Source organism: Chryseobacterium sp. 27AL, from assembly GCF_057815395.1.
Genome location: NZ_JBYRIW010000012.1, coordinates 26102 through 52503 on the forward strand (window position 1 = coordinate 26102; position 26402 = coordinate 52503).

Sequence of the window (26402 nt, forward strand, 5' to 3'; positions counted from 1 at the left end):
AAATTTGAGTATTAAAAAAATAGTACTTAAATTTGCGCACGTTTACGAACGAGGAAAAATTTGACCTGATTGCAACCTCTATAAAAAAATGCTAAAACAGTATTTCTTTTTAGCCTTTCCGACAATTATTCTTATTTTTCTTCGTGAATTTTAATCTTTAAACAAATAGAATAATATGTCTTATTTATTTACGTCTGAATCCGTTTCAGAAGGACATCCGGATAAAATTGCCGATCAGATCTCTGATGCATTAATAGATCACTTTTTAGCATACGATAAATCTTCGAAAGTAGCTTGTGAAACACTTGTTACAACGGGGCAGGTAGTACTTGCAGGTGAAGTAAAATCGGATGCTTATCTTGATGTGCAGACTATTGCAAGAGAAGTAATCAACGGGATTGGATATACGAAAGGTGAATATATGTTTAATGGTGATTCTTGTGGCGTGATCTCAGCGATTCATGAGCAGTCACCGGATATCAACCAGGGAGTTGACAGAGCGGTAGAAGACGAATCTTTTGAAGCAAAGGCGAATGCTCAGGGAGCAGGAGATCAGGGGATGATGTTCGGCTACGCTACCAATGAAACGGCCAATTATATGCCTTTGGCACTTGACCTTGCACATACTATTCTTAAAGAGCTTTCCGCGATCAGAAGAGAAGATTCTGAGATTAAATATCTTCGTCCGGATGCAAAAAGCCAGGTGACAATTGAATATTCGGATGATCATAAACCAATCAGAATTGATTCTATCGTAGTTTCTACCCAGCATGATGATTTCGGATCTGAAGAAGAGATGCTGAACAAAATCAGAGAAGACATCAAAAATATTCTGATCCCGAGAGTAGTAGCTTTGCAGTCTGATGAAATTAAAGCGTTGTTTAATGATCAGATCAAATATCACATCAATCCTACCGGGAAATTTGTCATTGGTGGTCCTCACGGAGATACAGGTCTTACAGGAAGAAAAATCATCGTTGATACGTACGGTGGAAAAGGTGCTCACGGTGGTGGTGCTTTCTCCGGAAAAGATCCTTCAAAAGTTGACAGAAGTGCTGCGTATGCAACAAGACATATTGCTAAAAATTTAGTAGCTGCCGGTGTTGCAGATGAAGTTTTGGTTCAGGTGTCGTATGCAATTGGTGTGGCTGAGCCTTGCGGCTTATACATCAATACATATGGAACAGCGAAAGTTGACCTCCATGACGGAGACATTGCAAAAAAAGTTTCTGAAATATTTGACCTTAGACCTTACGCGATTGAGCAGAACCTGAAACTGAGAAATCCTATTTATCAGGAAACAGCTTCTTACGGACATATGGGAAAAGAACATTATGTAGCTGATAAAACGTTCAATAAAGGGCAGAAAAATGAGCTTACACTTACCGGCTTGGAATTCTTTACCTGGGAGAAATTAGATAAAGTGGAGGAGATTAAGGCTTCTTTCGGAATTTAATTTTTAAATTTACAATAAACTAAAACGTTTCATAATAAACGCTGCTTTATCTTTCCGGTAAAGCAGTTTTTTTTAATTTTACGATTAAATAAATTAAAATGATAAACACCAGATTTGCAATCACGATCCTTTCTATATTTTTCTTTGGTATTTTTACAAAGGCGCAGCTTACTGTGCATAAAATGATAACCGTGGGATACACTTATCAAAACCAGAGTTTCGGTGATGTGGGAGGAAAACTGCTTTTTCTGAAAAATGATGATGTGATCTACAGGCTCGGCGCTTCTGCATTAATGGGTTCTGCAAATTCCAAATTTGCAATCATGCCGAAAGTTTCTGCTGATGTTTTACTGAACTTCCAAAAGGATGTGGATTTTTATCATTCTTATTATTTTTTAATCGGCGCTGAGGGAACCAACAAATATGTTGCTCCAAAAGTCGGTTTTACTTTTTTCGGGATGCTTGATCTCACAGGTGGCTACGCTTTTCCAGTAGGAAATAGCGGAATTAACGGCAAAGAATTGAAAGGGCTGAATATTAATTTTACACTAAATATCCCTACTGTATTCATTCACGACATGTTTAAATGATTTTTTTTAAATTTTTCTCTTAAAAATTTAATAATAGGTTAACAGTTATTAAAAAATCATTATATTTACATCATTAAAAATTGTATCCGCCTATTGATTAGACTTTACTCTGAAGAATTGTTTTGTATTTACAGCTGAAGCCAGGTAAAAAATCTGGAATGTATATAATCAGCATAAATAGTATTGAGAAGAGTTATGAAATCAAAATCGGATAGTTTACTAATTTCCCTTTATCAAAAAGGAGACGAAGAGGCGTTGTCTACCCTTATTCACCGCCATCAAAGAGAACTGTTTACATTCATTTTTTACAAAATTAATGATGAAGATCTGGCAAATGATGTTTTTCAGGATACATTCATGAAAATTATCGTTATGCTGAAAGAAGGACGTTATAACGAAGAAGGAAAATTCATTCTGTGGGCAAAAAGGATCGCTCACAATCTTATTATCGATCATTTCAGAGCAAAGGCAAAGAATATCAAGGTTTCGGAAACAACTTTTGAAACTGATGAATATTCTATTTTTGACCTTTTGAAAGAACCTTCCGAAAATATTGAAGATCAACTGGTTACTAATCAAATTCAGGAAGATCTTTTGCGAATGCTTCAATTTCTGCCTGAAAATCAGCAGGAAGTGATTAAATTAAGATTTTTTGACGGGCTGAGTTTTAAAGAAATTGCTGATCATACCGATATGAGTATCAATACGACTTTGGGAAGGGTGCGGTATGCACTCATCAACCTGAGAAAAATCATGGAAGAAAATCATATTGTCTTGACACGATAGATAATAATTTCGGAAAATTCTCGTTTTAAGGAAAAACATTTAATCGCCTATGAGAAAAAATGATTCCTTAAAAGTGAAAACTTTGAAACCAAAAAAACAAACGATTGAGTTTTTGCTCAATTTTTCGAAGAATCTTGGGGTTGTAAAAACCAAGAACAAGAATTATCCGATTTCCAAAAATTAAAATTAATTTTGTGCTGTATGAAAATTCAGCACATTTTTTTTGATCTCGACAATACACTTTGGGATCATCGTCGCAATGCCTATTTAACGATTAAAGACCTTTTTGAAAAAGAAGAAATTACATTAAAACATAACATCGATTTTGAACAGTTTCATGCCGTTTATCATGAAATTAACGAGAAACTTTGGGAAGATATCCGGGATGGAATTATTGATAAAGAATATTTGAGAAAGCACCGTTTTTATGATACCTTCAGACATTTTAATGTTGATGATGAACAACTGTCAATATATTTTGAAGAACATTTTCTGGATAAAATTCTTAATCATAATGAGCTTGTAGAAGGAACAATCTATATTTTAGAGTATCTTAAAGCTAAAAATTACACATTGCATATTATTTCCAACGGTTTTAAAGAAGTTACAGAAAGAAAGTGCATTTTGTCAGGAATTGATAAATATTTCCAGACTATTACCAGTGCAGATACGGTGGGTGTCAGAAAACCACGTCCTGAAATTTTTGAATATTCTTTGAAGATTGCAGATGCATCAAAAGATGAAAGTATTCTGATAGGAGATGACTGGATAGCGGATATTATTGGGGCGCAGAATTTCGGGATGGACGTAATTTTCTTTAATGTTCTGCACGAAAACAGGGAAGAAGACGGATTGAAGGTGATTACCCATCTTTTGCAGATAAAAGAGTATTTATAAAAGTTTCGGCGGCACCAAAGGTGCCGCCGAAACTATATCAGGTTCAAAATATTAAAATCCCAAACTTTCTCTCACCCTCTTCATTGTCTGAGTAGCAATCACTCTCGTTTTGGATGCTCCTTCCTGAAGTTTTGCTTCCAGTTCCTCAAGATTGTTCATATAGTAAGAGAACAGTTCTCTTTCCTTTTCGAATCTTGTTAAAATTAAATCCAGGAGTTCCTTTTTTGCATGGCCATAACCGAAGTTTCCGGCGAGATATTTTGCTCTCAATTCTTCTGTTTGCTCAGGGGTTGCAATTAATTGATAAATAGCAAATACCTTATCTGTTTCAGGATCTTTTGGTTCCTCCAGCGATTTGGAATCGGTTTCGATGCTCATGACCTGTTTTTTTAGTTCTTTTTCAGGTAAGAAAATATTGATGATATTTCCTCTCGATTTGGACATTTTGTGGCCGTCGATTCCGGGAACATACTTTGTGTTTTCCTGGAGCTCAGATTGAGGCAAAACAAAAACTTCACCCATTTGGTTATTAAATCTGGAAGCTACATCACGGGCAATTTCCAGATGCTGTAGCTGATCTTTTCCAACAGGTACGATTTCAGCATCATACAACAAAATATCTGCGGCCATTAAGATAGGATAGGTAAATAAACCTGCGTTAACGTCCTGTAACCGGTCTGCCTTATCTTTAAATGAATGCGCTAAAGTCAGTCTCTGATACGGAAAAAAACATGATAAATGCCAAGAAAGTTCACAGGTTTCAGGGATGTCACTCTGTCTGTAGAAGTAGGTTTTTTCGGTATCCAGCCCACAAGCAAGCCAAGCCGCAGCAATTTCGTAGGTATTTTGTTTAAGCTCTTTTGCATCTTTAATCTGCGTTAAAGAGTGAAGATTTGCTATGAATAAAAATGATTCATTTCCTTCCTGTTTTGATAGCTCAATTGCAGGAATAATTGCACCCAAAAGGTTTCCCAAGTGTGGTGTTCCGGTGGCTTGAATGCCGGTAAGAATTCTTGACATTGTTTAAAATTTATATTTAAAATTAATGAATTGCAAATTTAATTAATTCTCTAAAAGATAGAGTAGTCTAAAGTAAGTTTAAATTTATTAATCGTAAGGTTTTAAGAGTGTAATTTTAATATCAGAGAGCAAAGGTAAATATATTTACTTCGCAAAGCTTGAAACACTACTTCATCAAATCAACTTGTTGATTTGTTCTTTGCTCACTTGAATTTAAAAACTTGCATGAAAAAATCACGCTAGAAAAATTACGGAATAAGGACTTTCTCTCCTCCAAACTTAGGCTTAACACCAAAAATCAAATCCCAATAAGCTTTTGCCTTAGCCAAGTATTCTCTCATATTGGTTTTGAAACCTGCATATTGATTTACATCTAATGCATTGTAGCCAAAGGCTTCCATTCCGTTTTGCCTGGCCAGAAATACGGCTCTTTCATTATGAAACTTTTGGGAAACAATAATTATTTTCTTTTGGCCGAATATTTCTTTTGCTCTCACAACGGAATCCAATGTTCTGAAACCGGCAAAATCCAGAAAAATTCTATCCTTTGGAATTCCGCGTTCCATTAAGGCAAATTGCATATCTTCAGGCTCATTATAATCTTTTCTGCTGTTGTCACCGCTTACAATGATATACTGTATTTTTCCACTTCTATACAATTCTACAGCAGCATAAATTCTGTTATAGAAATAGACATTTGGAAAACCGTTGTTGAGTGTTTTACTGGTTCCCAGCAGAAGTGCTGTTTTGGCTGCCGGAAGATCTGCAGTCTCATAAGAAATGTAAGGATCGCTGCTTACTTTAATGCTGTAATTTGCCCAGGCTATAAAAATAATTCCTGCCACAAAAAGAAGCAGGAAAAATTTAAATACGTTTTTAACTAATTTTTTCATCCGGTGTAAGATTCTTTAAAATTCCAACCCGTTCGGGAAAGCTTTTTTTCTGAAAATCAATAATAATGCGGCGCCCACCGTAATCGCTGAGTCGGCAACATTAAAAATATACTTAAAAAATTCAATATGTTTTCCTCCGATCAAAGGCCAGCTTTCAGGGACATTCCAGTCTACAAGGGGAAAATGGAGCATGTCAACCACGCAGCCTTTCATAAAAGTAGAATAACCCTCACCGAAATTTGTAAAATGGGAAATACCGCCGTAGCCTATCCATCGGTCAATACTTTGATCATATACGGTACCGCTGTCGAAAATTAAGCCGTAGAACATTCCGTCAATCAGATTTCCGATCGCTCCTGCAAAGATCATCGCCATCGGGATCAGAAGGTAGTTAGATTCTCCACGTTGTAACCATTTTTTGAATAAATAGATCATTCCGCCAATCAGGAAAATTCTTACAATAACCAGGAAATATTTACCAATTACGCCTCCGAAATGAAGACCGTACGCCATTCCCGGATTTTCTACAAAAGTAAGCCGAAACCCCGGAAATACGGAAATACTGTCATTAAGCTCAAAATGTGTTTTTACGTAGATTTTTGATATCTGATCAATCAGTAAAATAAGAAAAGTGACAAATACTATCTTTTTCATTACAGTCCTTTTGGTTTTGAAAGTTTTCCTATCTTTTCGTTTTTCTTGTCAACGATTTTCTTGATCGTTTTCTGATTGTGATGCGTATTCTTGGTATGGAATTTCTCGAACTTAATGTTCATTTCTTTTAAAACGCTTTTCAGTGCGTTCAGTTCCATTGCATTTTTAGTGTGTACAATAATGGATTCCACTTTTTTAAGTTTAAGTTATTTTTTGGACAGCTCATCAAGCCTTTTTCTTTCTTTTGGTGACAGATCGTTAATTCCGTTTTTGCCCATTTTGCTTAAAAGCCTGTCGATTTCTTTTTCCCTCTCGCGTTTATCAGAATTAAACTGATCATCTATCGTATAGTTTCGGTGTTTGTCAGGGAAAAATCTGTCCCTGATCCGGTCTCTGTTGAAAAAAACCAGAATGGCTATTACAATAATGATTACAATTACCAATTCGCTCATGGATATATACTAAAAATTAGGTTTATAAAGTATTTGTCAAAAATACAATATAAACCCAAATTTATTTGATAAACCTTTCGGTTATTTCTGCATATTTTTCGCTTCAATGCTCAGCGTAGCATGAGGAACAGCCAAAAGTCTTTCTTTAGGAATCAGTTTTCCTGTGACTCTGCAAACACCGTACGTTTTGTTTTCAATTCTTATCAGAGCGTTCTTAAGATCACGGACGAATTTTTCCTGTCTTCCTGCTAAAATAGAATTTTGTTCCTTGCTCAGCGTTTCAGCACCTTCTTCAAACGCCTTAAACGTCGGTGAAGTATCATCGGTACCATTGTTCTGATCATTAATGAAACTTTCTCTAATCAGTTTAAGATCATTTTCTGCTTTTTCTATTTTTTCCTTAATGATGGCTTTAAATTCTTGCAAATCTGCATCACTGTATCTTACTCTTTCGTCTGACATAATCATTTTCTCTTTTTTAATAAAATTATGAAATGGAATTTGAAAAACAATAACTATATGTTAATTTTTTTCAACATTTATCTTAAAATTAACCTCATCTATTTCGATTTCGTTAAAATTTGAAAGTGAAGATACAATTTCTATTTTATCTGACAAGACCTCCGATGAAATATATTCTTCATTTTTCTTGATGTCATTGATAAACGGAGAATTTTCTTCAATAAAGATATTTATCCTGTCGGTCAGCTCAAAATCTTTATCTTTTCTAAGATTCTGAATTCTGTTGATAAATTCTCTTGCAATCCCTTCAGATTTTAACTCATCTGTTAGCTTCAAATCTAGTGCCACAGTCGTTTTACCGTCGGAAGTTACCGTCCATCCCGGGATGTCTTTTGTAGAAATTTCAACATCTTCAATCGTAATTTCATAACCTTGGATGTCTAATTTTCCTTCTTTTTCAAGCGTAGAAATCTGTTCAGCATCAAAATTGGAAATTTCTCCACCAACCATTTTCATGTCTTTTCCTAATTTAGGACCTAACGCTTTGAAATTCGGTTTTATCTGTTTTACAATAAGATGCGCCGCTTCTTCTGCATTAATTAACTGAATTTCTTTAACGTTTACTTCCTGTTTGATCAATTCAGAAACCGCAGAAATCTGCTCTTCTGTTTTTGAATCCAAAACCGGAATTAGAACTTTCTGTAACGGTTGACGAACTTTTACATTTTCTTTCTTTCTCAACGAGAAAACCATACTTGTAATATTCTGTGCCAAATGCGTTTTTTCAACCAAATCCTGATCGATAAGACGTTCATTAGCGACAGGGAAATCCGTTAAGTGAATAGATTCTGCAGTTTCTTTTCCTGTTACTTTATTTAAATCCTGGTATAATTGATCCATAAAGAAAGGAGCGATAGGCGCAGATAATTTAGCAACCGTTTCAAGACAAGTATATAAAGTCTGGTAGGCTGAAATTTTATCTTCAGAATAATCACCCTTCCAGAAACGTCTTCTGCATAACCTTACATACCAGTTTGATAGATTATCATTCACAAAAGTATTGATAGCTCTGGCCACTTTTGTCGGCTCGTAATCTTCGTAGAAAGCTTTAACTTCTTTGATTAATAAATTTAATTCAGACAAAATCCATCGATCGATTTCCGGTCTGTTTTCAATTTCTTTTTCAGAATAATTGAATCCGTCAACATTCGCATACAAGGCAAAGAATGAATAGGTGTTATAAAGTGTTCCGAAGAATTTTCTTCTCACTTCATCAATTCCTTCGATGTCAAATTTTAGGTTTTCCCAAGGATTTGCGTTCGATATCATATACCAACGTGTTGCATCCGGACCGTAAACAGCAAGTGTTTCAAACGGATCTACAGCATTACCTAAACGTTTTGACATTTTCTGACCGTTTTTATCCAAAACAAGTCCGTTACTCATGACGTTTTTATAAGCCACCGAATCAAAAACTGCCGTTGCGATCGCATGAAGTGTATAGAACCAACCACGAGTCTGGTCAACACCTTCCGCAATGAAATCCGCAGGGAATGCCTTATTTGTATCAATTAATTCTTTATTTTCAAAAGGATAATGCAGCTGTGCATACGGCATAGCACCAGAATCAAACCATACGTCAATCAGGTCACTTTCGCGTTTCATTGGTCTTCCCGAATCTGAAACTAAGATGACCTTATCAACTACATTTTTATGTAGGTCAACAAGTTCGTAATTGGATTCAGACATATTTCCGATGATAAAACCTTTGAACGGATTTTCTTTCATCAATCCTGCTTCAACAGATTTTTCGATCTCGTTGTATAATTCTTCTACAGAACCAATGATTTTTTCTTCAATTTGTCCTGAGCCCGCATCTGTTCTCCAGATTGGCAACGGAATTCCCCAATATCTTGAACGGGAAAGATTCCAGTCGTTTACATTTTCGAGCCAGTTGGCGAAACGGCCTTCTCCAGTTGCTTTTGGCTTCCAGTTGATTTCTTTGTTTAAATCTACCAGTCTGTCTTTCACGGCGGTCATTTTTACAAACCATGAATCCAACGGATAATATAATAAAGGCTCATCTGTTCTCCAGCTGTGCGGATACGAGTGGACGTATTTTTCTACTTTGAAAGCCTTGTTTTCTTTTCTTAATTTTAAAGCAATTCTTTCGTCAACAGAAAGATAAGTTTTCAGATCTGAAATGATCGACTTGAGATTTTCCTTCTGAATTTTCAATTCCGCATCTTTTTCTGCTTCACTAAGGTATTCTCCTTTTACATATTCATTCGCAAAACCGTATATTTCATCGCTTACTTGTGGTAAAAATCTTCCCTGTAAATCTACCAGTGGAACAGGATTTCCGTTTTTATCCAGAACAAGCATTGGCGGAACTTCAGGAGTCGCTTCTTTAGCCACTTTCGCATCATCAGCACCGAAAGTAGGCGCTGTATGAACGATACCTGTACCATCTTCCGTTGTTACGAAGTTTCCTGAAATTACTCTAAAAGCATTTTCCGGATTTTGATGCGGAAGTGCATAAGGTAAAAGCTGCTCATATTTAATTCCAACCAAATCAGAACCTTTAAATTCGGCTAAAATCTGATAAGGAATAACTTTACTTTCTGAAGTGTAATTTGCGAAATCTTCTTCTGTACCTTCACAGTATTTTTTTGCAAACTGTTTCCCAATTAAAGCTTTAGCCAAAACAACATTTACCGGCTCAAAAGTATATTGATTGAAAGTTTTAACTAAAACATAATCGATTTTCGGTCCTACTGTCAACGCTGTATTGGAAGGCAACGTCCACGGAGTTGTCGTCCATGCCAGGAAATGTACATCCCCAAAACCTTGTAAAAATGAAGGTAACGTTTCAGGCAATGTTTTAAACTGTGCCACCACCGTGGTGTCAGAAACATCACGGTAAGCGCCCGGCTGGTTCACTTCATGAGAAGAAAGTCCGGTTCCTGCTTTCGGAGAATAAGGCTGAATCGTGTAGCCTTTGTACAATAATCCTTTATCGTACAATTGTTTCAACAGCCACCAAACGGTCTCCATATATTTTGATTTGTACGTGATATACGGATCGTCAAGATCAACCCAGTAACCAATTTTTTCGGTAAGGTTGTTCCAAACGTCTGTGTAACGCATTACTGCTTCACGGCACGCTTTATTGTAATCTTCAATTGAAATTTTATTGCCAATGTCTTCTTTAGTGATTCCTAATTCTTTTTCCACACCAAGCTCTACCGGAAGTCCGTGCGTGTCCCAACCCGCTTTACGGAAAACCTGCTTTCCGTTCTGGGTCTGATAACGACAGAAAATATCCTTCAACGCTCTGGCCATTACGTGGTGAATTCCGGGCATACCGTTTGCGGAAGGCGGACCTTCATAAAAAACAAACTCAGGTTGCCCCTCACGAATCTCAACACTTTTATTGAAAGTTTTGTTCTGTTTCCAGAATTCTGCGATGTTCTCGGCTACGTCAATAAGGTTGAGGTTTTTGTACTCTTTAAATTGGCTCATTGTAATATATCAATATCGTTGATTAATTAAGTTGGCAAATTTACTAAAATTTACCGGTTTATAATATATGTTTTATTTTGATATTTCCAATGAAAAAGTTCTGTTTCAGAAATATAGAAGAATGGTGAATGGTCAGTAGTGAATAAGTCAATATTTAGGGTCAATTTTAAGCAGAAACGAATATGGAAATCTCTGTATCAATAGGAGCGGGCTTTAGCCCGCTTTTAGATTGTAACCGCGCGCATTGGTTTTAACCCAAACTTATTTTTCCTTTAGATTTAAATGCGAACTATTTGAATTTCTACATATTTTAAGAGGCAAAGAGCTAATCAACAATCTGATTTGATGAAGCTTTGTTTTCACGTTTCGCGCAGCAAATTTATTTGCCTTTGCCCATCTTGAATCAACATTACAATAACTAAATCTTTGCGTTTACATCATCTCTGAAATTCATAACGGAATTTAATTTTTAAATTTTTTAATCATTCAATCTTTTAATTTTAAATAAATTTGTCCTCTAAAAATAACAACCATTGGAATTCTATCCATCCATCGAAAGAGCAGACATTCAGGAAATAAAAAAGTTTCAGGAGCAAAAACTTCGGGAACTTTTGGTTTATCTTGAAACTCACTCTCCTTTTTACCAAAGATTATTTAAAGTAAACAATATCAAGATCGCTGATATTCAGACACTGGAAGATCTGCAGAAAATCCCGACAACGACAAAAAACGATATTCAGCAGAATAATGACGATTTTTTCTGTATCACACCCGATAAAATTGTGGATTACAGCACGACTTCAGGGACGTTGGGAGATCCTGTAACTTTCGGGTTATCAGATAAAGACCTGGAAAGATTAGCTTATAACGAAGCCATTTCCTTTGCCTGTGCCGGAATTCAAAAAGGAGATGTGGTACAGATGATTACAACGATCGATAAACGGTTCATGGCCGGACTGGCTTATTTTTTAGGATTAAGAAAAATGGGTGCCAGCGTCGTAAGAATGGGGCCAGGAATTCCGGAATTGCAATGGGATTCGATTTTTAGATATAAGCCAAAATATTTAATTACCGTTCCGTCTTTTTTATTGAAAATGATCGACTATGCCGAAAAACACGGAATCGATTATAAAAATTCCAGTGTTTACGGTGCTGTTTGTATTGGAGAAAGTATTAAAAATCAGGATTTTACCGATAATATTTTATCGCAGAAAATTAAAGAAAAATGGAATATTAAATTGTTCTCAACGTATGCTTCCACGGAAATGAGCACAGCTTTCACAGAATGCGAGGAGCAGATTGGCGGCCATCAGCATCCGGAACTCATCATTACAGAAATTCTTGACGACGATGGAAATTTGGTTAAGGAAGGCGAAAGTGGAGAATTAACAATTACAACATTAGGTGTTGAAGCGATCCCTTTATTAAGATTCAAAACAGGAGATATTGTAAAAGCACATTATGAGCCTTGTGCGTGCGGAAGAAATACGATGAGACTCGGGCCTGTGATCGGAAGAAAACAGCAGATGATCAAATATAAAGGAACCACGTTGTATCCGCCGGCAATGAACGATATTCTGAATGATTTCAACAATATTTTGTGTTATCAAATCGTTATTCAGGCGAATGAAATCGGTTTGGATGAAATTATCATTAAAATCAGCACCGACAGCGATTCGGAAAATTTTGTAAATGAGGTAAGAGATCATTTCCGTGCAAAATTAAGGGTAAGCCCAAAAATTGAAATTGTTGAATTTGATGTTTTGTCTAAAATTGTTTTCAATCCGAACAGCAGGAAGCCGATAACATTTATAGATTTACGGTAAACTAATACATTTTATAATACAAATTAATTCAAAAAATAAACTTTAAAAATAAATTTATAAACTATGAAAAAATTACTATTGGTCTTTTTGATCTTTTTAACTGGTGTGGTATATGCACAAAAAATGAAAGTTATTTCCGGAAATTTCGACTTTCTTAAAGGAGAGAAGGAACTGAATTTGCAGATGGATTACAGTCATATTAAATTTTATAAAGAAAATATGGATGAGGCTGCATATATTGCCAAGCAGGAAAAAGATATTCAGAAAGCCAATAAAAGCCCTGAAGAATTTGAAGTATGGAAGAAGGATTGGGAATATTCTAAAAATACTCAATTTGTAGATAAGTTTCTGGCTTCTATGAATAAAAATACAGATATTAGAACTTCAGTGGACAATCCATCTGCAAAATATACCTTGTTAGTAGAAACCGTATGGATTTATCCAGGATGGTTTGCTGGTGTAATGAATCAGCCATCAAAACTGAGTACTGTTTTAAAATTCGTAGACAAAACAGATCCATCTAATGTTTTGTTAGAGATCGAAAGTAAAAATGCTCCCGGTGACAATTTCGTAGGATTACCGAATAATAATGACAGGATCTCTGAAGGATACGCAAAAACGGCAAAAACATTGGCTCATATGATAGAAAAGAAAATAAAATAAAACAATCCGCTCCCGTTTAAGGAAGCGGATTTTTATGCTTGTTCTTTTTCTTTTTTAATAAATTCTGCGAGATTTTTTATCGCAGTATCATGTATTCTTACAAAAGTATTTTTTTTGTCCCATACATAACCTGCGAGTACTGCACAGATTTTTCTCTTTACATCTGGATTTTCCGGTTGATGAAAAAATAATTCCTGGAGATTTCCGGTGTACCATTCTTTTACATAGGTTGTGAAAACATCAACGCCGTATAAAATGTAGTCCGAATATTCTTTTTGCCAGTCGATTTTTTCGCCGTTCAGTTGTCTTAAGGCTAATTTTGCTGCCAGCATTCCTGATTCTGTTGCAAAAGCCATCCCCGAAGAAAAAACGGGATCAAGAAATTCTGAAGCATTTCCCGTTAAGGCAAAACCATCTCCAAAAAGACTTTTTACTGAGCAGGAGTAATCTTTCAAATGCTTTGGTTCAAAAAGAAAATCTACATCACCAAAACGTTTTACATAATAGTCCGAAAGTGAAATGGCTTTTCTCAGCGCCTCTGCAGTATCACCATTTTCAGATAGCTTATCAATGAATTCAGTCGGGCCAACTATCCCCACGCTCGTATTTCCGTTGGAAAAAGGAATGACCCAAAGCCAGACTTCTGTTTCAATAATGTCAAAAGAAATTAAAGTTCCTTCCGTTCCTTCTTCTCGGTTGATATCTTTTACGTGAGAAAAAATGGCGGAGTGGGGAGATAATTTTGAAGGTTTTTCTAAATCTAAAAGTCTGGGCAACACTCTTCCGTAACCACTGGAATCAATCACGAATTTAGCGTGTATTTCTTTTGTTTCTCCGTTTTTGTTTTTTACGGTAGTCACAGAATCTGTCCCGTTGAATTCAATGCCGATGACTTCCGTTTCAAATTCAAGATCAATTCCTTTTCTGATCACTTCCTGAGCAAGAACATCGTCAAAATCTGCTCTGGGAACCTGCCAGGTCCAGTCCCAGCCTTCTCCGAATTTATTACTGAAATCAAAAATGCAGACTTCATCGCCTCTTAAAAAACGTGCTCCCAGTTTCTTTTCAAAACCCATTTTATCAAGCGCAGGAAATAATCCTGCTTCATCAAAATGATCCATTACACGCGGAATAAGGCTTTCCCCGACAACCAGTCTCGGAAATTTCGTCTTTTCAACAACTTTTACGTTGACGTTGTTCTTCTTTAAGTATGAAGAAGATACGCATCCGGACGGGCCGGCGCCGATTACAAGTACGTCAACAAACTCTTTGCTCATCTTTGATTTTTTATTTTATAAATAACTTCTATCTTTGCCGCAAAATTAATGACAATTAATTAATAATAACAAAATTATCATATTATTACTTTTAATTAATGAAAATAAATAGCTTTTTAGAACTGAAAGACTTTAAAAAAGTCATTATTGAAAAAGAAAAAATTGAACTGGATGAAACGCTTCTTACCAGAGTGGATGAAAGTTTTCAGTTTTTGAAAGAGTTTTCAAAGAATAAAGTAATATATGGTGTGAATACCGGCTTTGGACCGATGGCACAGTTCAAAATCAGTGATGAAGATACCCATCAGCTTCAGTATAATCTGATCAGAAGCCATTCTTCCGGTATGGGAAATCCGCTTCCGGCTGACGAGGCAAAAGCTTGTATGCTGGCACGATTGAATACATTGTCTCTGGGGAAATCGGGAGTGCATCATTCTGTTGTGGAATTACTTAAAGAGTTAATAAACAGAGATATTACGCCATTGATTTTCGAGCACGGGGGTGTCGGAGCAAGCGGAGATTTGGTACAATTGGCTCACCTGGCTTTGGTTTTAATCGGTGAAGGTGAAGTTTTTTATAAAGGTGAAAGAAAACCGACCAAAGAAGTTTTCGAAATTGAAGGTTTAGAACCGATCCATGTTGAAATACGTGAAGGCCTGGCTCTAATGAACGGAACTTCTGTGATGTCAGGAATTGGTGTTGTTAATGCTCATAAAGCCAATCAACTAACTGATATTTCTGTTAAATTATCATGTGCTATTAATGAAATTGTTCAGGCGTATGATGATCATTTGTCGGAAGTTTTAAATGGAACAAAACTTCACGCAGGACAGCAGAAAATTGCAGAAAAAATGCGTGCTCATTTATCTGATAGCAAATTAATCAGAAAAAGAGCAGATCATTTATATACCCATTTTGAAGAGCAGGAAAAAGTTTTCAAAGAAAAAGTTCAGGAATATTACTCTTTACGATGCGTTCCGCAGATTTTAGGACCTGTTTTAGATACGCTTGAGTATACGGAAAAAGTGTTGGAGAATGAGATCAATTCAGCGAATGATAATCCGATTATTAATGTTGAAGATCAGCATGTTTATCACGGAGGAAACTTTCACGGAGATTATATTTCTTTAGAAATGGATAAACTGAAAATCGTTGTTACCAAACTGACAATGTTGGCAGAAAGGCAATTGAATTATCTTTTAAATTCTAAAATCAATGAAATTTTACCGCCTTTTGTAAATTTGGGTAAATTAGGCTTTAATTTTGGGATGCAGGGTGTTCAGTTTACGGCAACTTCTACGACGGCCGAAAGTCAGATGCTGTCAAATTCCATGTATGTTCACAGTATTCCTAATAACAATGATAATCAGGATATTGTAAGCATGGGGACAAATGCAGCCGTAATTTGCAGGAAGGTTATTGAAAATGCTTTTGAAGTACTGACGATTGAAGCGATTACCATTGTTCAGGCGATTGAATATCTTGGTTTTCAGGATAAAGTTTCGACCGCAACGAAGGAATTGTATGACGAAATAAGAAGCATTATTCCGGTATTTTCCAATGATATGGTGATGTATCCGTATCTGGAAGAAGTAAAAAAATATTTAAAGACCATGTAATTTTTAACTGAAATCAGTTGTCTTTTAAATAATATAAAATTAATTAAAAACAAAAACTAACATATAACGCAACACATGAAATGTGCAATCATCACAGGTGGCTCTAGGGGAATTGGAAGGGCAATCTGTATAAAACTGGCAGAAGAAAAAAATTATCATATTCTGATAAATTATACTTCAAATGAAGCAGCAGCAAAGGAAACGTTGGCTAAAGTTGAAGATTTGGGCTCTACAGGCGAGATCCTGAAATTTGATGTAGGAAATGCAGAAGAAACCCAAAAAGTTTTAGCAGAGTGGCAGGAAAATAATCCAAAAGCAGTTGTTGAGGTTATTGTAAACAATGCCGGAATTACCAGAGACGGATTGTTCATGTGGATGCCGAGTGAAGACTGGAACGCTGTGATTAACACCAGTTTAAATGGTTTTTTCAACGTGACCAATTTCTTTATTCAAAAACTGTTGCGTAATAAATACGGCAGAATCATCAATATGGTTTCTGTTTCCGGAGTAAAGGGAACAGCAGGACAGACCAATTATTCTGCGGCAAAAGGGGCTTTGGTCGGTGCGACAAAAGCGTTGGCACAGGAAGTGGCAAAAAGAAATATTACCGTAAATGCGGTAGCGCCGGGATTCATTAAAACAGATATGACCCAGGAATTCAATGAAGATGAATTAAAGGCGATGATTCCTGCCAACAGATTTGGTGAAGCAGAAGAAGTTGCTGATCTGGTTGCATTTTTAGCTTCAAAAAAATCATCGTACATTACCGGTGAAGTGATTAATATTAACGGAGGAATCTACTCATAATAATTTAGCAATGTAATAATTTAACAATGTACCAAAATAGTGAGATTCTTCACTTCGTTCAGAATGACAGAATATATTATGGTCACAAAACTTGAATTGTTACACTGTTAAATTGATAAACTGTTACATTTTTTAACATGGAAAATAGGGTTGTCATTACCGGAATGGGAATTTATTCCTGCATCGGAACTTCTTTGGAAGAGGTGAAAGAATCTTTATTTCAGGGAAAATCCGGTATTTATTTAGTGGATGAAAGAAAAGAGTTTGGTTTCAGATCCGGATTAACGGGTGTGGTTCCAAGGCCGGATTTAAAGAATCTTTTGAGCCGCAGACAGCGTGTAAGCATGGGCGAGGAAAGCGAATATGCATACGTTGCAACACTTGATGCTTTAAAGCAGGCAAATATCGACCAGGAATTTTTAGACCAGCATGAAGTCGGAATTTTATACGGAAACGACAGTGTTTCTCAGGCAGTTGTTGAATCCATAGACATTGCAAGAGAGAAAAAAGACACTACTTTAATGGGTTCAGGAGCGATTTTCAAATCCATGAACTCTACCGTAACGATGAATCTTTCCACCATTTTTAAATTGAGAGGAATCAATTTGACCATCAGTGCGGCATGTGCGAGCGGTTCTCATTCTTTAGGACTGGCTTTCATGATGATTAAAAACGGTTTTCAGGATATGATCGTTTGTGGAGGGGCGCAGGAAACCAACAAATATTCCATGGCAAGCTTTGACGGACTGGGCGTTTTTTCTGTAAGAGAAGATGAGCCTACCAAAGCTTCACGGCCCTTCGATTCCGGGAGAGACGGTTTGATTCCAAGCGGAGGCGCAGCAACCTTAATTGTTGAAAGTCTTGAATCTGCACAGAAAAGAGGCGCCAATATTATTGCAGAGATCGTTGGTTATGGTTTTTCTTCAAACGGTGGCCATATTTCAACACCGAATGTTGACGGCCCGGCTTTGGCAATGGACAGAGCTTTGAAACAGTCAGGCTTAATGGCAAAAGAGATTGATTATATTAATGCACACGCGACTTCTACGCCAATCGGCGATGCCAATGAAGCAAAAGCGATTTATGAAATCTTTGGTAATGAAGTTCCGGTGAGCTCTACAAAATCAATGACAGGCCATGAATGCTGGATGGCAGGAGCCAGTGAGGTTATTTATTCTATTCTGATGATGCAGAATGATTTTATCGCACCGAATATTAATCTGGAAAATCCTGACGATGAAGCAAAAAAGATAAATTTGATCGCTGAAACAAAAAGTCAAAAAATTGACGTATTTTTGTCGAATTCTTTCGGATTTGGGGGAACCAATTCCGCATTAATCGTTAAAAAATTTAATTAAAAACATGGAAAGGGAAAAAATTGTTGCGATCGTCAACGACTTTTTAGTCAATGAATTCGAAGTGGACGGCGATGAGATCAGCAATGATGCAAATCTGAAAACAACACTGGGCTTAGACAGCTTAGATTATATCGATATGGTAGTCGTGATCGAATCCAATTTCGGGGTAAAATTAGGCGAGGCAGATTTTAAGAAAATGGTCACGTTTGATGATTTTTATACGACTATTGAAAATAAAATCATTGAAAAAAACGCATAAAATAATCTAACAATACATCAATCTGTAATTTATCAATGTTAAATATTGTTACATTGTTAGAATGATACATTGCTAAATTAATGTTATGAACAAGTGGAAAGGTAAATCTAAAGGGACGATTCTGGGCTACAGAATATTCGTCTGGTGTATTAGAAATATTGGAATCCGAAGTTCATATGTTGTGCTTTATTTCGTAGCGGCCTATTATTTTATTTTTGAAAAAAAGAGTAACCGGTATATTTCATATTACTTTACAAAAAGACTGCACTATAGTTTCTGGAAAGCTAAAATTTCTGTATTTAAAAGTTATTTTACTTTTGGAAAGGTTCTTATCGACAAAACCGCAATTTCAGCTGGTTTGAGAGAAAAATATACCTACGAATTCGATGGAATTGAAAATCTCAGGAATCTTCTAGCAGAAAAAAAAGGCGGTGTGCTTATCAGTGCACATATCGGAAACTTTGAAATTGCAGAACATTTTTTTGCCGATATCGATTTTGATGCTCAGATTAATTTAGTGACAACAGATCAGGAAGTGACGGTCATAAAGGAGTATCTTGAAAGTGTTTCCGTAAAAAAAAGCACAGTGAAATTCATTTATGTAAAAGATGATATGTCGCATATCTTCGAAATTAATGAAGCGCTATCCAAAAATGAGCTCATCTGTTTCACCGGCGACCGTTATTTTGAAGGATCTAAATTTTTAGAAGGAAATTTATTGGGTAAAACGGCAAAATTCCCGGCCGGCCCGTTTCTCATTGCTTCAAGATTGAGTGTTCCTGTAGTATATGTATATGTGATGAAAGAGAAAAACCTGCATTATCATTTGTATGCAAGAGTCGCACAAAATGTGAAAAAGCGCGATGCCCAGGGACTTTTAAATTCGTACACTGAAAATCTGGAATCCATGATTAAAAAATATCCGCTTCAATGGTTCAATTATTTTGATTTTTGGGATGATATTGATTAAATTTCCTACTTTTACTTCCGTAAAAACTAATATTTAACTCAAACATTAAGGTTTAGAATTATTATTTGAAGTGCCATGATTGTTCCGCATCGTTTGTCATTCCGCAGGAATCTAAAACAATGTTGAGATGATTTCAGCATGACAGAAAACAATTGATTCTAAATTCTTAGCTTTAAAAGAAAACCCATCTTCTCCTTTGAAAAAACAATTTGACATACTTGTAATCGGCAGCGGATTGGGAGGTCTTGTTTCAGCTCTTATTTTAGCGAAAGAAGGTCGGAAAGTCTGTGTCCTGGAAAAAAATAACCAATACGGAGGAAATCTACAGACTTTCTCCAGGGATAAGCTGATTTTCGATACGGGAGTTCACTATTTGGGCGGTCTCTCGGAAGGGCAGAATCTTCACCAGTTTTTTTCCTATCTGGATATCATAGATGAACTGAAGCTGCAGAAGATGGATGAGGACGGATATGATAAAATTACTTTCGGAGATGATGAAACCGAATATCCTCACGCACAGGGTTATGAAAATTTTGTAAAACAATTATCCGTATATTTCCCGGAGGAAAAAGAAAATCTGGAAAACTACTGTGAAGAAATTCAGCGGGTTTGCAGCCAGTTTCCGAGGTATAATGTTGTTGGAAAAGACCATTACAACGAAGAAATTCTCCACTTAAATACCAAAAGATTTATTGAATCGATTACCCCGGACGGGAAACTACAGGCTGTGTTATTAGGATCCAATTTTTTATATGCCGGTGATTCGGAAAATGTGCCTTTTTATGTGCATGCGCTGACTGTCAATTCTTACATTCAAAGTGCTTACAAATGTATAAATGGCGGAAGTCAGATCTCAAAACTGCTCATTCGCAGACTTCGTGAACACGGCGCTGAGGTTCACAAACATGCTGAGGTTTCAGAATTTATCTTTAATGAAAATAATATTTTAACGGGTGTCAGAACAAACGCAGGGAAGGAATATTTTGCAGAAAAGTTTATTTCCAATATAGAAATTCGTTCAACAATAAAATTGATTGGTGAGGAGCGTTTAAAGAAGTCATTTTTAAACCGGATACTGAGTTGGCAGCCCGGACCCTCATGTTTTAGTGTATATTTTGTTCTGAAACCTAAAACGGTTCGTAATTTCAATTACAATATTTATCATTTTTCCTCTAAAGAAATGATCTGGAATGCCTATCAGTATGATAAAAATGAATGGCCGGAAACTTACATGCTTTCTTCAACAGAATCAAAGTATTACCCCGGTTTTGCAGAAAGTCTTACTGCCATTTCTTATATGGATTTTGAAGAAGTAAAAGAATGGGAAAATACATTTAATACGGTTGCAGATGAGCAGAAAAGAGGAGAATTATATGATCTTTTTAAAGCAGAGAAAGCAGAAAAAATGATAAATGCCCTAGAAAAGAAAATTCCTGGTTTAAGAGATTGTATTATAAAGATTTATACATCTTCACCGCTGTCATACCGCGATTACATCGGAAGTTTCAACGGAAATATGTACGGCTACAGCAAAAGCTCCGAAAATCCATTAAAAACAATGGTTTCTCCAAGAACAAAAATTGATAATCTATTTCTTACAGGACAATCTGTTAATATGCATGGTATTTTGGGTTGTACGATCGGAGCGTTCAATACCTGTGCAGAGATTTTAGGAAAAGAATTAGTCGATGAACGTTTGATGCATATAATTTATAAAATTAAAAATGAAGAATAATAAAAGAAAAAATATGCGGGTTGTCATTCTTAACGAAGCGAAGAGGAGTGAAGAATCTCAATTGTTTTTGTCGAGATTCTTCCTTTGTCAGAATGACAAGATTCAATGTTTTCGCAATAATGGATCTTTAATTTTATTTATTTTCAGCCTGAGCTTTATCTTCAACCTCACTTCTTGCGGAATCCAAAAATCGATACATCATCTTCCCGAGGTGAAGCAGTATTCCCTTGAAATTCCAAAAGTTACAAAAATCAACGATTCTACTTTTAGTTTTAAAAAAAATTATTTAACGAAAAACAGACAAGGCCTCTGGGAATTGTATGTTAAAGGAAACCCATTGCAGTTAGGATATAATAATGGAGCGTTGACACAAAGTCTGATGCAGAAGCAGGAAAAAATTTTCTTTTCAAAAGTTGAAGGATTTGTACCCTCTAAATTCAAGCAAAATCTGTTGAGAGGCTTCCTGAAATGGTATAACCGGAAAATGTATCTGAATGTAAGGGAAGACTATCAGGCAGAACTCTATGGATTGTCCCGGTATTCCTCGGATGAATATAACTTTATTGCACCTAAATATCTCCGCAACCTCTATCTTCATGGAGCTCACGATATCGGTCACGCCATGCAGGATCTGATGATGGTTGGCTGCACGTCATTGGCAGTATGGAACGAAAATACAGAAGACGGAGAGCTGCTGATCGGGAGAAACTTTGATTTTTATGTGGGAGATGATTTCGCAGAAAACAAATTGGTTGAATTTGTAGAGCCTGAAGAGGGAATTCCTTATATGTCCGTCGCATGGCCGGGAATGATCGGAGTGGTTTCAGGAATGAATAAAGAAGGGATTACTGTTACAATCAACGCCGGAAAATCTAAAATCCCGCTAACGGCTAAAACACCTATTTCTCTGGTAACAAGGGAAATTTTGCAGTATGCTACAACTATTGACGAAGCGATTGCCATTGCAAAAAAAAGGAAAGTTTTCGTTTCGGAATCTATTCTGGTAGGAAGTGCGAATGATAAAAATGCGGTAATCATTGAGGTTTCTCCGGATAATTTTGGAGTGTATAAGGTTGAAAATACGAGCAAAGTGTTTTGTACCAATCATTTCCAATCGGAGGCTTACCAAAATGATAAAAGAAACAAGAAGCATATCTTGGAAAGTCATTCCGAATACCGTTACGAAAAGCTGCAGGAACTTTTACAGGAAAATAAAAAGCTAAATCCTGATAAAATGGCTGCCATTTTAAGGGATAAATCAGGGCTGAAAGGTGAAAAAATTGGATATGGTAACGAAAAAGCAATCAATCAGTTGCTGGCACATCATGCGGTGATCTTTTCGCCTCAGAAAAAGCTTATCTGGGTTTCTGCTAACCCTTATCAATTAGGAGAATTTGTATGTTATGATCTAAATGAAATTTTTTCTGATAAAAAAGCTGATAACGTAAAATTTTCTAAATCTGAATTAAATATTCCGAAGGATCCTTTTTTAGATTCAAAAGAATATAAAAATTACGAGCAGTACAAAATAATGAGCTCAAAAGTAAATAAAGCTGTTGATGGAGAAGAAACTATCACAGATGATTTTATTCCATATTATCAATCTTTAAATCCGGATTTCTGGCTTGTTTATTATCAGGCAGGAAAATATTATTTCAATAAGAAAGAATATTCTAAAGCAAAAACTGAATTTGAAACAGCTTTAGCTAAAGAAATCACTACGATCCCAGACAGAAAAAATGTAGAAAAATATTTGCATAAAGCAGTTAAAAAATTAAAATAAGCTTTATGATATTTTAAAATTATATCATTATTGTTTTGGTTGTTTTTATTAACTGACTTTTTGTTTGAATTTTTATTTTATAATCTATAAGCTTGTTTTAACAAATTAAATGCCTAAAAAATTATTGTATTTTACGTATTTTTAATTATAATTATGATTTTATTGATAAAAATTTGTTTTTGATTAGATTTATTATTTATATTCGTTTCCTTAAATTGTTAATGAATGAGAAAAATCTACTTGCTGTATTTATTTTGTTTTCTGACTATATTTTCCTGTAAAAGCGATGAAAAAATCGAAAGCATAGAAACTGAAAGTTCTTTTGTTAATTTTAATATTGATGCAGTTCCGTATGCAAAATTATCAACGTATATGTTCTTTACAGGAGATCTGAAAAATCTTCAACCCAATACCAAAGTTATCCCTTATGAGCCTGCCAGCTCACTGTTTACAGATTATGCTTCAAAGAAGAGATTTATCTGGATGCCGGGTGGTACGAAGGCAAATTATGACGCAGATGATAAAATATTAAATTTTCCTGTTGGCACCGTTCTTATAAAAAACTTTTATTACAGTACGATACAGCCGGGAAATACTACGAAAATCATTGAAACACGTTTAATGATCAAAAAATCTACCGGATGGATTTTTGCGGAATACCTCTGGAATGATGCGCAGACAGAAGCAGAACTTGTAACAGGAAGCAATTTTGAAAGCGGAAGCTCTAAAAATATTTCATTTAAAAAAGAGAATGGAGAAATCATTACTACCGATTACAGAATTCCTTCAGAAACCGAATGTCTTGCCTGTCATAAATTAGATAATAAACCTATTCCGATCGGTGTAAAACCTCAAAATATAAATGTAACTTACAATTATCCTAACGGGATTAAAAATCAATTACAAAAATTGGTAGATGAAGGCTATCTGCAGAGTTATCCTTCTACCATTACTTCTACCGTGAACTATAAAGATACCAGCAAGCCTCTGGATATTCGTCTGAGATCTTATCTTGATATCAACTGTGCACATTGTCATCAGGACAACGCAAGATGTGACTACCGGCCAATACGTTTAAGTTTCAGCCAGACCTCAAACCTGACCAAACTGGGTGTTTGTGTATCGGCAGATGAGCCACTTAGTCCAACTTTAGAAAGAATTATTACACCCGGAAATCCTGCCAAATCGGTGATGCATTTCAGATTGAGCTCTATCAATGAAAATAACAGAATGCCACTGCTGGGAAGGACCATCGTACATGACGAGGGTGTTGAACTTTTACAACAATGGATTTCTTCACTGAATCAAACTTGTCCGTAAGATAAATTAATAATAAAACTTTTAATTCATGAAAAAAATATTCCCCCTTTTTGTATTGTTATTGAATAGTACATGGATGTTTGCACAATTGACCTGTGCTACAGCCGTTCCTATCGGTATAGGAACAGTTACTGCCCCGAATGTTACGGGAGACGCACCTGCAACGGCCTGTTCACTTGGCGTTCCCGGAACAAAAGGTTTATGGTATAAATATACCCCTACAGAAAATAAAACAATTAAAGTTGTTACTTCAGCTGCAGGGCAAAGTGTTGATACGCGTCTGATCGTATTTACGGGAAACTGTGGTAATCTAAGTTGCATTGCAGCAAACGATGATTATACAGGAACATTTTCTCAGGTTACCTTTAATGCAGTTGCAGGGACAACTTATTATATCGTATTTGATAATAAATTCTCTTCATTAGGCTTTAATATTACACTTTCTGAAGTGGTGGTGGTTCCGGATCGGTTATCTTTTGTAGCGCAGTCGGTACAAGCAGCCGGGACTTATAATAATTGTGTTGTAGATATGAATGCGGACTATCTTGATGATATTGTCTCTGTAGTAGATGCTACACACATTGTGATCTCTTATCAATTGCCAGGGGGTGGATTTAATAATGTGTCCTATACGGTTCCTTCTACGATCATAACTCCTTCGTGGAGCATTGCGGCAGGAGATTATGATAATAATGGTTTTAATGACCTGATCTATGGTTCTAGTAGCGGAGTTGCTTTTTTAAAGGCTAATTCTACCGGTACGGGATTCACCTCTGAAAGAAAATCACAGTCGTTTTTGGTACAGAGAACCAATTTTATAGATATCAATAATGACGGAAGGCTGGATGCTTTTGTTTGTGATGATAATGCGCCAAACAGATATTATATAAATGACGGTACAGATATGAATCATAGCCAGGGCGGATTAGGAGATTTTCCTTCCGGAGGAAATTATGGCTCTATATGGATCGATTATGATAACGACGGAGATATGGATCTCTTCATAGCGAAATGTAGCGGAGGCGGTTCAGGACCCGGAGGAAATATTGATGAGCTTCACCGAAACAATGGTAACGGAACTTATACCAATGTTGCGGCTGCCGCAAATATGGCAAATCCTACTCAGACATGGTCGACGGCATGGGGCGATTTTAATAACGACGGCTGGATGGATGCAGTGGTAGGAATCAATTCCACCAGTAATGGATTAAGTAAAGTGATGAAGAATAATGGTGACGGCACATTTACAGATAAATCGGCAGGTTCCGGCTATGACAACACAAACGCTTTAAGCCGGGAATATGTAGCCCATGATTTTGATAATGACGGCTTCTTGGATGTGTTGGGCGCAGGAAATACAATTATGTTTGGAAATGGTGATTTTACATTTACTCCTAATGCAACACCTTACAATCTAAGTTATTATGATCGTCCTATCGGAGATTTGAATAACGACGGATTCCTGGATATTCAGAATGGAAATGTCATCATGATGAATGCCGGAAATACAAATAAATGGCTGAAAGTAACTCTCAAGGGAACCCAGAGTAACAAAAACGGGATCGGTGCCAGAGTGGAAATATATGGTTCTTGGGGCAAACAAATCAGAGATGTACAGAGCGGAACCGGCTTCGGAAATATGAGCACCTTGAATGTTCATTTCGGAATCGGTCAGGCTACAGCCATTACAAAAGTTATTGTAAGATGGCCTTCAGGAGTGGTAGATGTGATAAATAATGTGACGCCAAACACAACGCTGAATGTTGTGGAAGGATCATTCCTGAATACAAAAGAAGTACAGCAAGCTCAGGAAATGCTTACTCTATATCCTAATCCTGCACATGATCTGGTTTATTTTAAATCTCAAAAAGATTTTATTCCGGTTGAAGCTAAGATATATGATCTTACCGGAAGACTTGTATTACAAACTAAAATTGAACGCGATTCAATTTCCGTAAAAGAACTTAATGCAGGAAACTATATGCTGGTTTTAACAGACAAAAATGGAAAAAGACAGTCACAGAAATTAACAGTAAAGTAGAATACATCA

The 26402-nt window shown here is 36.1% G+C and carries 23 protein-coding genes; 15 read left to right on the top strand and 8 right to left on the bottom strand.

Translation table 11 applies throughout. The features are described 5' to 3' along the window. Positions 1-175 precede the first annotated feature (175 nt). From metK to AC3WV0_RS14635, 4 genes are all read left to right on the top strand, one after another. Positions 176-1456, top strand: coding sequence for a methionine adenosyltransferase (metK, locus tag AC3WV0_RS14620; RefSeq protein WP_090000660.1), 1281 nt, complete (start codon positions 176-178; stop codon positions 1454-1456). A gap of 98 nt (positions 1457-1554) precedes the next feature. Beyond that, positions 1555-2046, top strand: coding sequence for a hypothetical protein (locus AC3WV0_RS14625; protein ID WP_488846830.1), 492 nt, complete (start codon positions 1555-1557; stop codon positions 2044-2046). 195 nt (positions 2047-2241) lie between these two features. Then, the gene (locus tag AC3WV0_RS14630) at positions 2242-2832 is read left to right on the top strand and encodes an RNA polymerase sigma factor (protein ID WP_042720730.1); all 591 of its coding nucleotides are present in this window, start codon (positions 2242-2244) and stop codon (positions 2830-2832) included. 201 nt (positions 2833-3033) lie between these two features. Continuing rightward, positions 3034-3729 (top strand): YjjG family noncanonical pyrimidine nucleotidase, encoded by a 696-nt coding sequence (locus AC3WV0_RS14635; RefSeq protein WP_488846831.1) that lies wholly within the window; start codon positions 3034-3036, stop codon positions 3727-3729. A gap of 51 nt (positions 3730-3780) precedes the next feature. Here the strand turns inward: AC3WV0_RS14635 and trpS are convergent, their stop codons facing one another. From trpS to ileS, 7 genes are all read right to left on the bottom strand, one after another. Beyond that, the gene (gene trpS / locus AC3WV0_RS14640; protein ID WP_488846833.1) at positions 3781-4749 is read right to left on the bottom strand and encodes a tryptophan--tRNA ligase; all 969 of its coding nucleotides are present in this window, start codon (positions 4747-4749) and stop codon (positions 3781-3783) included. Positions 4750-4997: 248 nt separating this feature from the next. Continuing rightward, on the bottom strand, positions 4998-5642 hold the full coding sequence (locus AC3WV0_RS14645; RefSeq protein ID WP_488846834.1) for a SanA/YdcF family protein: 645 nt from the start codon (positions 5640-5642) through the stop codon (positions 4998-5000). 15 nt (positions 5643-5657) lie between these two features. Next, positions 5658-6296 (bottom strand): lipoprotein signal peptidase, encoded by a 639-nt coding sequence (locus AC3WV0_RS14650; protein ID WP_090000666.1) that lies wholly within the window; start codon positions 6294-6296, stop codon positions 5658-5660. Continuing rightward, positions 6296-6487 (bottom strand): DUF2683 family protein, encoded by a 192-nt coding sequence (locus tag AC3WV0_RS14655; protein ID WP_488846835.1) that lies wholly within the window; start codon positions 6485-6487, stop codon positions 6296-6298. Before AC3WV0_RS14655 ends, AC3WV0_RS14650 begins: the two co-directional genes overlap by 1 nt. Positions 6488-6502: 15 nt before the next feature. Then, positions 6503-6748: a DUF6576 domain-containing protein gene (locus AC3WV0_RS14660; RefSeq protein WP_488846836.1), complete on the bottom strand. Its 246-nt coding sequence runs from the start codon at positions 6746-6748 to the stop codon at positions 6503-6505. A gap of 81 nt (positions 6749-6829) precedes the next feature. Further along, complete coding sequence (locus AC3WV0_RS14665) at positions 6830-7210, bottom strand: TraR/DksA family transcriptional regulator (RefSeq protein ID WP_027378898.1); 381 nt, start codon at positions 7208-7210, stop codon at positions 6830-6832. A gap of 60 nt (positions 7211-7270) precedes the next feature. Then, the gene (ileS, locus tag AC3WV0_RS14670) at positions 7271-10735 is read right to left on the bottom strand and encodes an isoleucine--tRNA ligase (RefSeq protein WP_488846837.1); all 3465 of its coding nucleotides are present in this window, start codon (positions 10733-10735) and stop codon (positions 7271-7273) included. 533 nt (positions 10736-11268) lie between these two features. On the opposite strand from ileS, the gene flxY reads away from it, so the two are divergent. Next, complete coding sequence (gene flxY / locus AC3WV0_RS14675; RefSeq protein ID WP_488846839.1) at positions 11269-12561, top strand: flexirubin biosynthesis putative acyl-CoA ligase FlxY; 1293 nt, start codon at positions 11269-11271, stop codon at positions 12559-12561. 63 nt (positions 12562-12624) lie between these two features. Continuing rightward, complete coding sequence (locus AC3WV0_RS14680; RefSeq protein ID WP_488846840.1) at positions 12625-13224, top strand: hypothetical protein; 600 nt, start codon at positions 12625-12627, stop codon at positions 13222-13224. Positions 13225-13256: 32 nt separating this feature from the next. Here AC3WV0_RS14680 and AC3WV0_RS14685 read toward each other — a convergent pair whose 3' ends face one another. After that, a complete protein-coding gene (locus tag AC3WV0_RS14685; protein ID WP_488846841.1) occupies positions 13257-14501 on the bottom strand; it encodes an NAD(P)/FAD-dependent oxidoreductase in 1245 nt (414 codons plus the stop codon). 98 nt (positions 14502-14599) lie between these two features. Between AC3WV0_RS14685 and flxA the strand changes: the two genes are divergently transcribed. The 9 genes from flxA (at position 14600) to AC3WV0_RS14730 (ending at position 26393) form a co-directional block, all read left to right on the top strand. Further along, positions 14600-16120, top strand: a complete 1521-nt coding sequence (flxA, locus tag AC3WV0_RS14690) for a flexirubin biosynthesis tyrosine ammonia-lyase FlxA (protein WP_488846842.1) — start codon at positions 14600-14602, stop codon at positions 16118-16120. 75 nt (positions 16121-16195) lie between these two features. Next, the gene (gene flxB, locus AC3WV0_RS14695) at positions 16196-16927 is read left to right on the top strand and encodes a flexirubin biosynthesis SDR family reductase FlxB (RefSeq protein ID WP_488846843.1); all 732 of its coding nucleotides are present in this window, start codon (positions 16196-16198) and stop codon (positions 16925-16927) included. Between the two features lie 137 nt (positions 16928-17064). Beyond that, positions 17065-18285, top strand: coding sequence for a beta-ketoacyl-[acyl-carrier-protein] synthase family protein (locus AC3WV0_RS14700; RefSeq protein WP_488846844.1), 1221 nt, complete (start codon positions 17065-17067; stop codon positions 18283-18285). 4 nt (positions 18286-18289) lie between these two features. Continuing rightward, entirely contained in the window at positions 18290-18544 is a 255-nt protein-coding gene (locus AC3WV0_RS14705) for an acyl carrier protein (protein WP_312902629.1), read from the top strand. 85 nt (positions 18545-18629) lie between these two features. Further along, positions 18630-19514: a lysophospholipid acyltransferase family protein gene (locus AC3WV0_RS14710; RefSeq protein ID WP_488846846.1), complete on the top strand. Its 885-nt coding sequence runs from the start codon at positions 18630-18632 to the stop codon at positions 19512-19514. Positions 19515-19710: 196 nt separating this feature from the next. After that, a complete protein-coding gene (locus AC3WV0_RS14715) occupies positions 19711-21249 on the top strand; it encodes a phytoene desaturase family protein (protein WP_488846847.1) in 1539 nt (512 codons plus the stop codon). Further along, the gene (locus AC3WV0_RS14720) at positions 21239-23032 is read left to right on the top strand and encodes a C45 family autoproteolytic acyltransferase/hydrolase (RefSeq protein ID WP_488846848.1); all 1794 of its coding nucleotides are present in this window, start codon (positions 21239-21241) and stop codon (positions 23030-23032) included. Before AC3WV0_RS14715 ends, AC3WV0_RS14720 begins: the two co-directional genes overlap by 11 nt. A gap of 225 nt (positions 23033-23257) precedes the next feature. Continuing rightward, on the top strand, positions 23258-24352 hold the full coding sequence (locus tag AC3WV0_RS14725) for a hypothetical protein (protein WP_488846849.1): 1095 nt from the start codon (positions 23258-23260) through the stop codon (positions 24350-24352). A 28-nt stretch (positions 24353-24380) separates the two neighbouring features. Beyond that, positions 24381-26393: an FG-GAP-like repeat-containing protein gene (locus tag AC3WV0_RS14730; protein WP_488846851.1), complete on the top strand. Its 2013-nt coding sequence runs from the start codon at positions 24381-24383 to the stop codon at positions 26391-26393. The last annotated feature ends 9 nt before the right edge of the window (positions 26394-26402 follow it).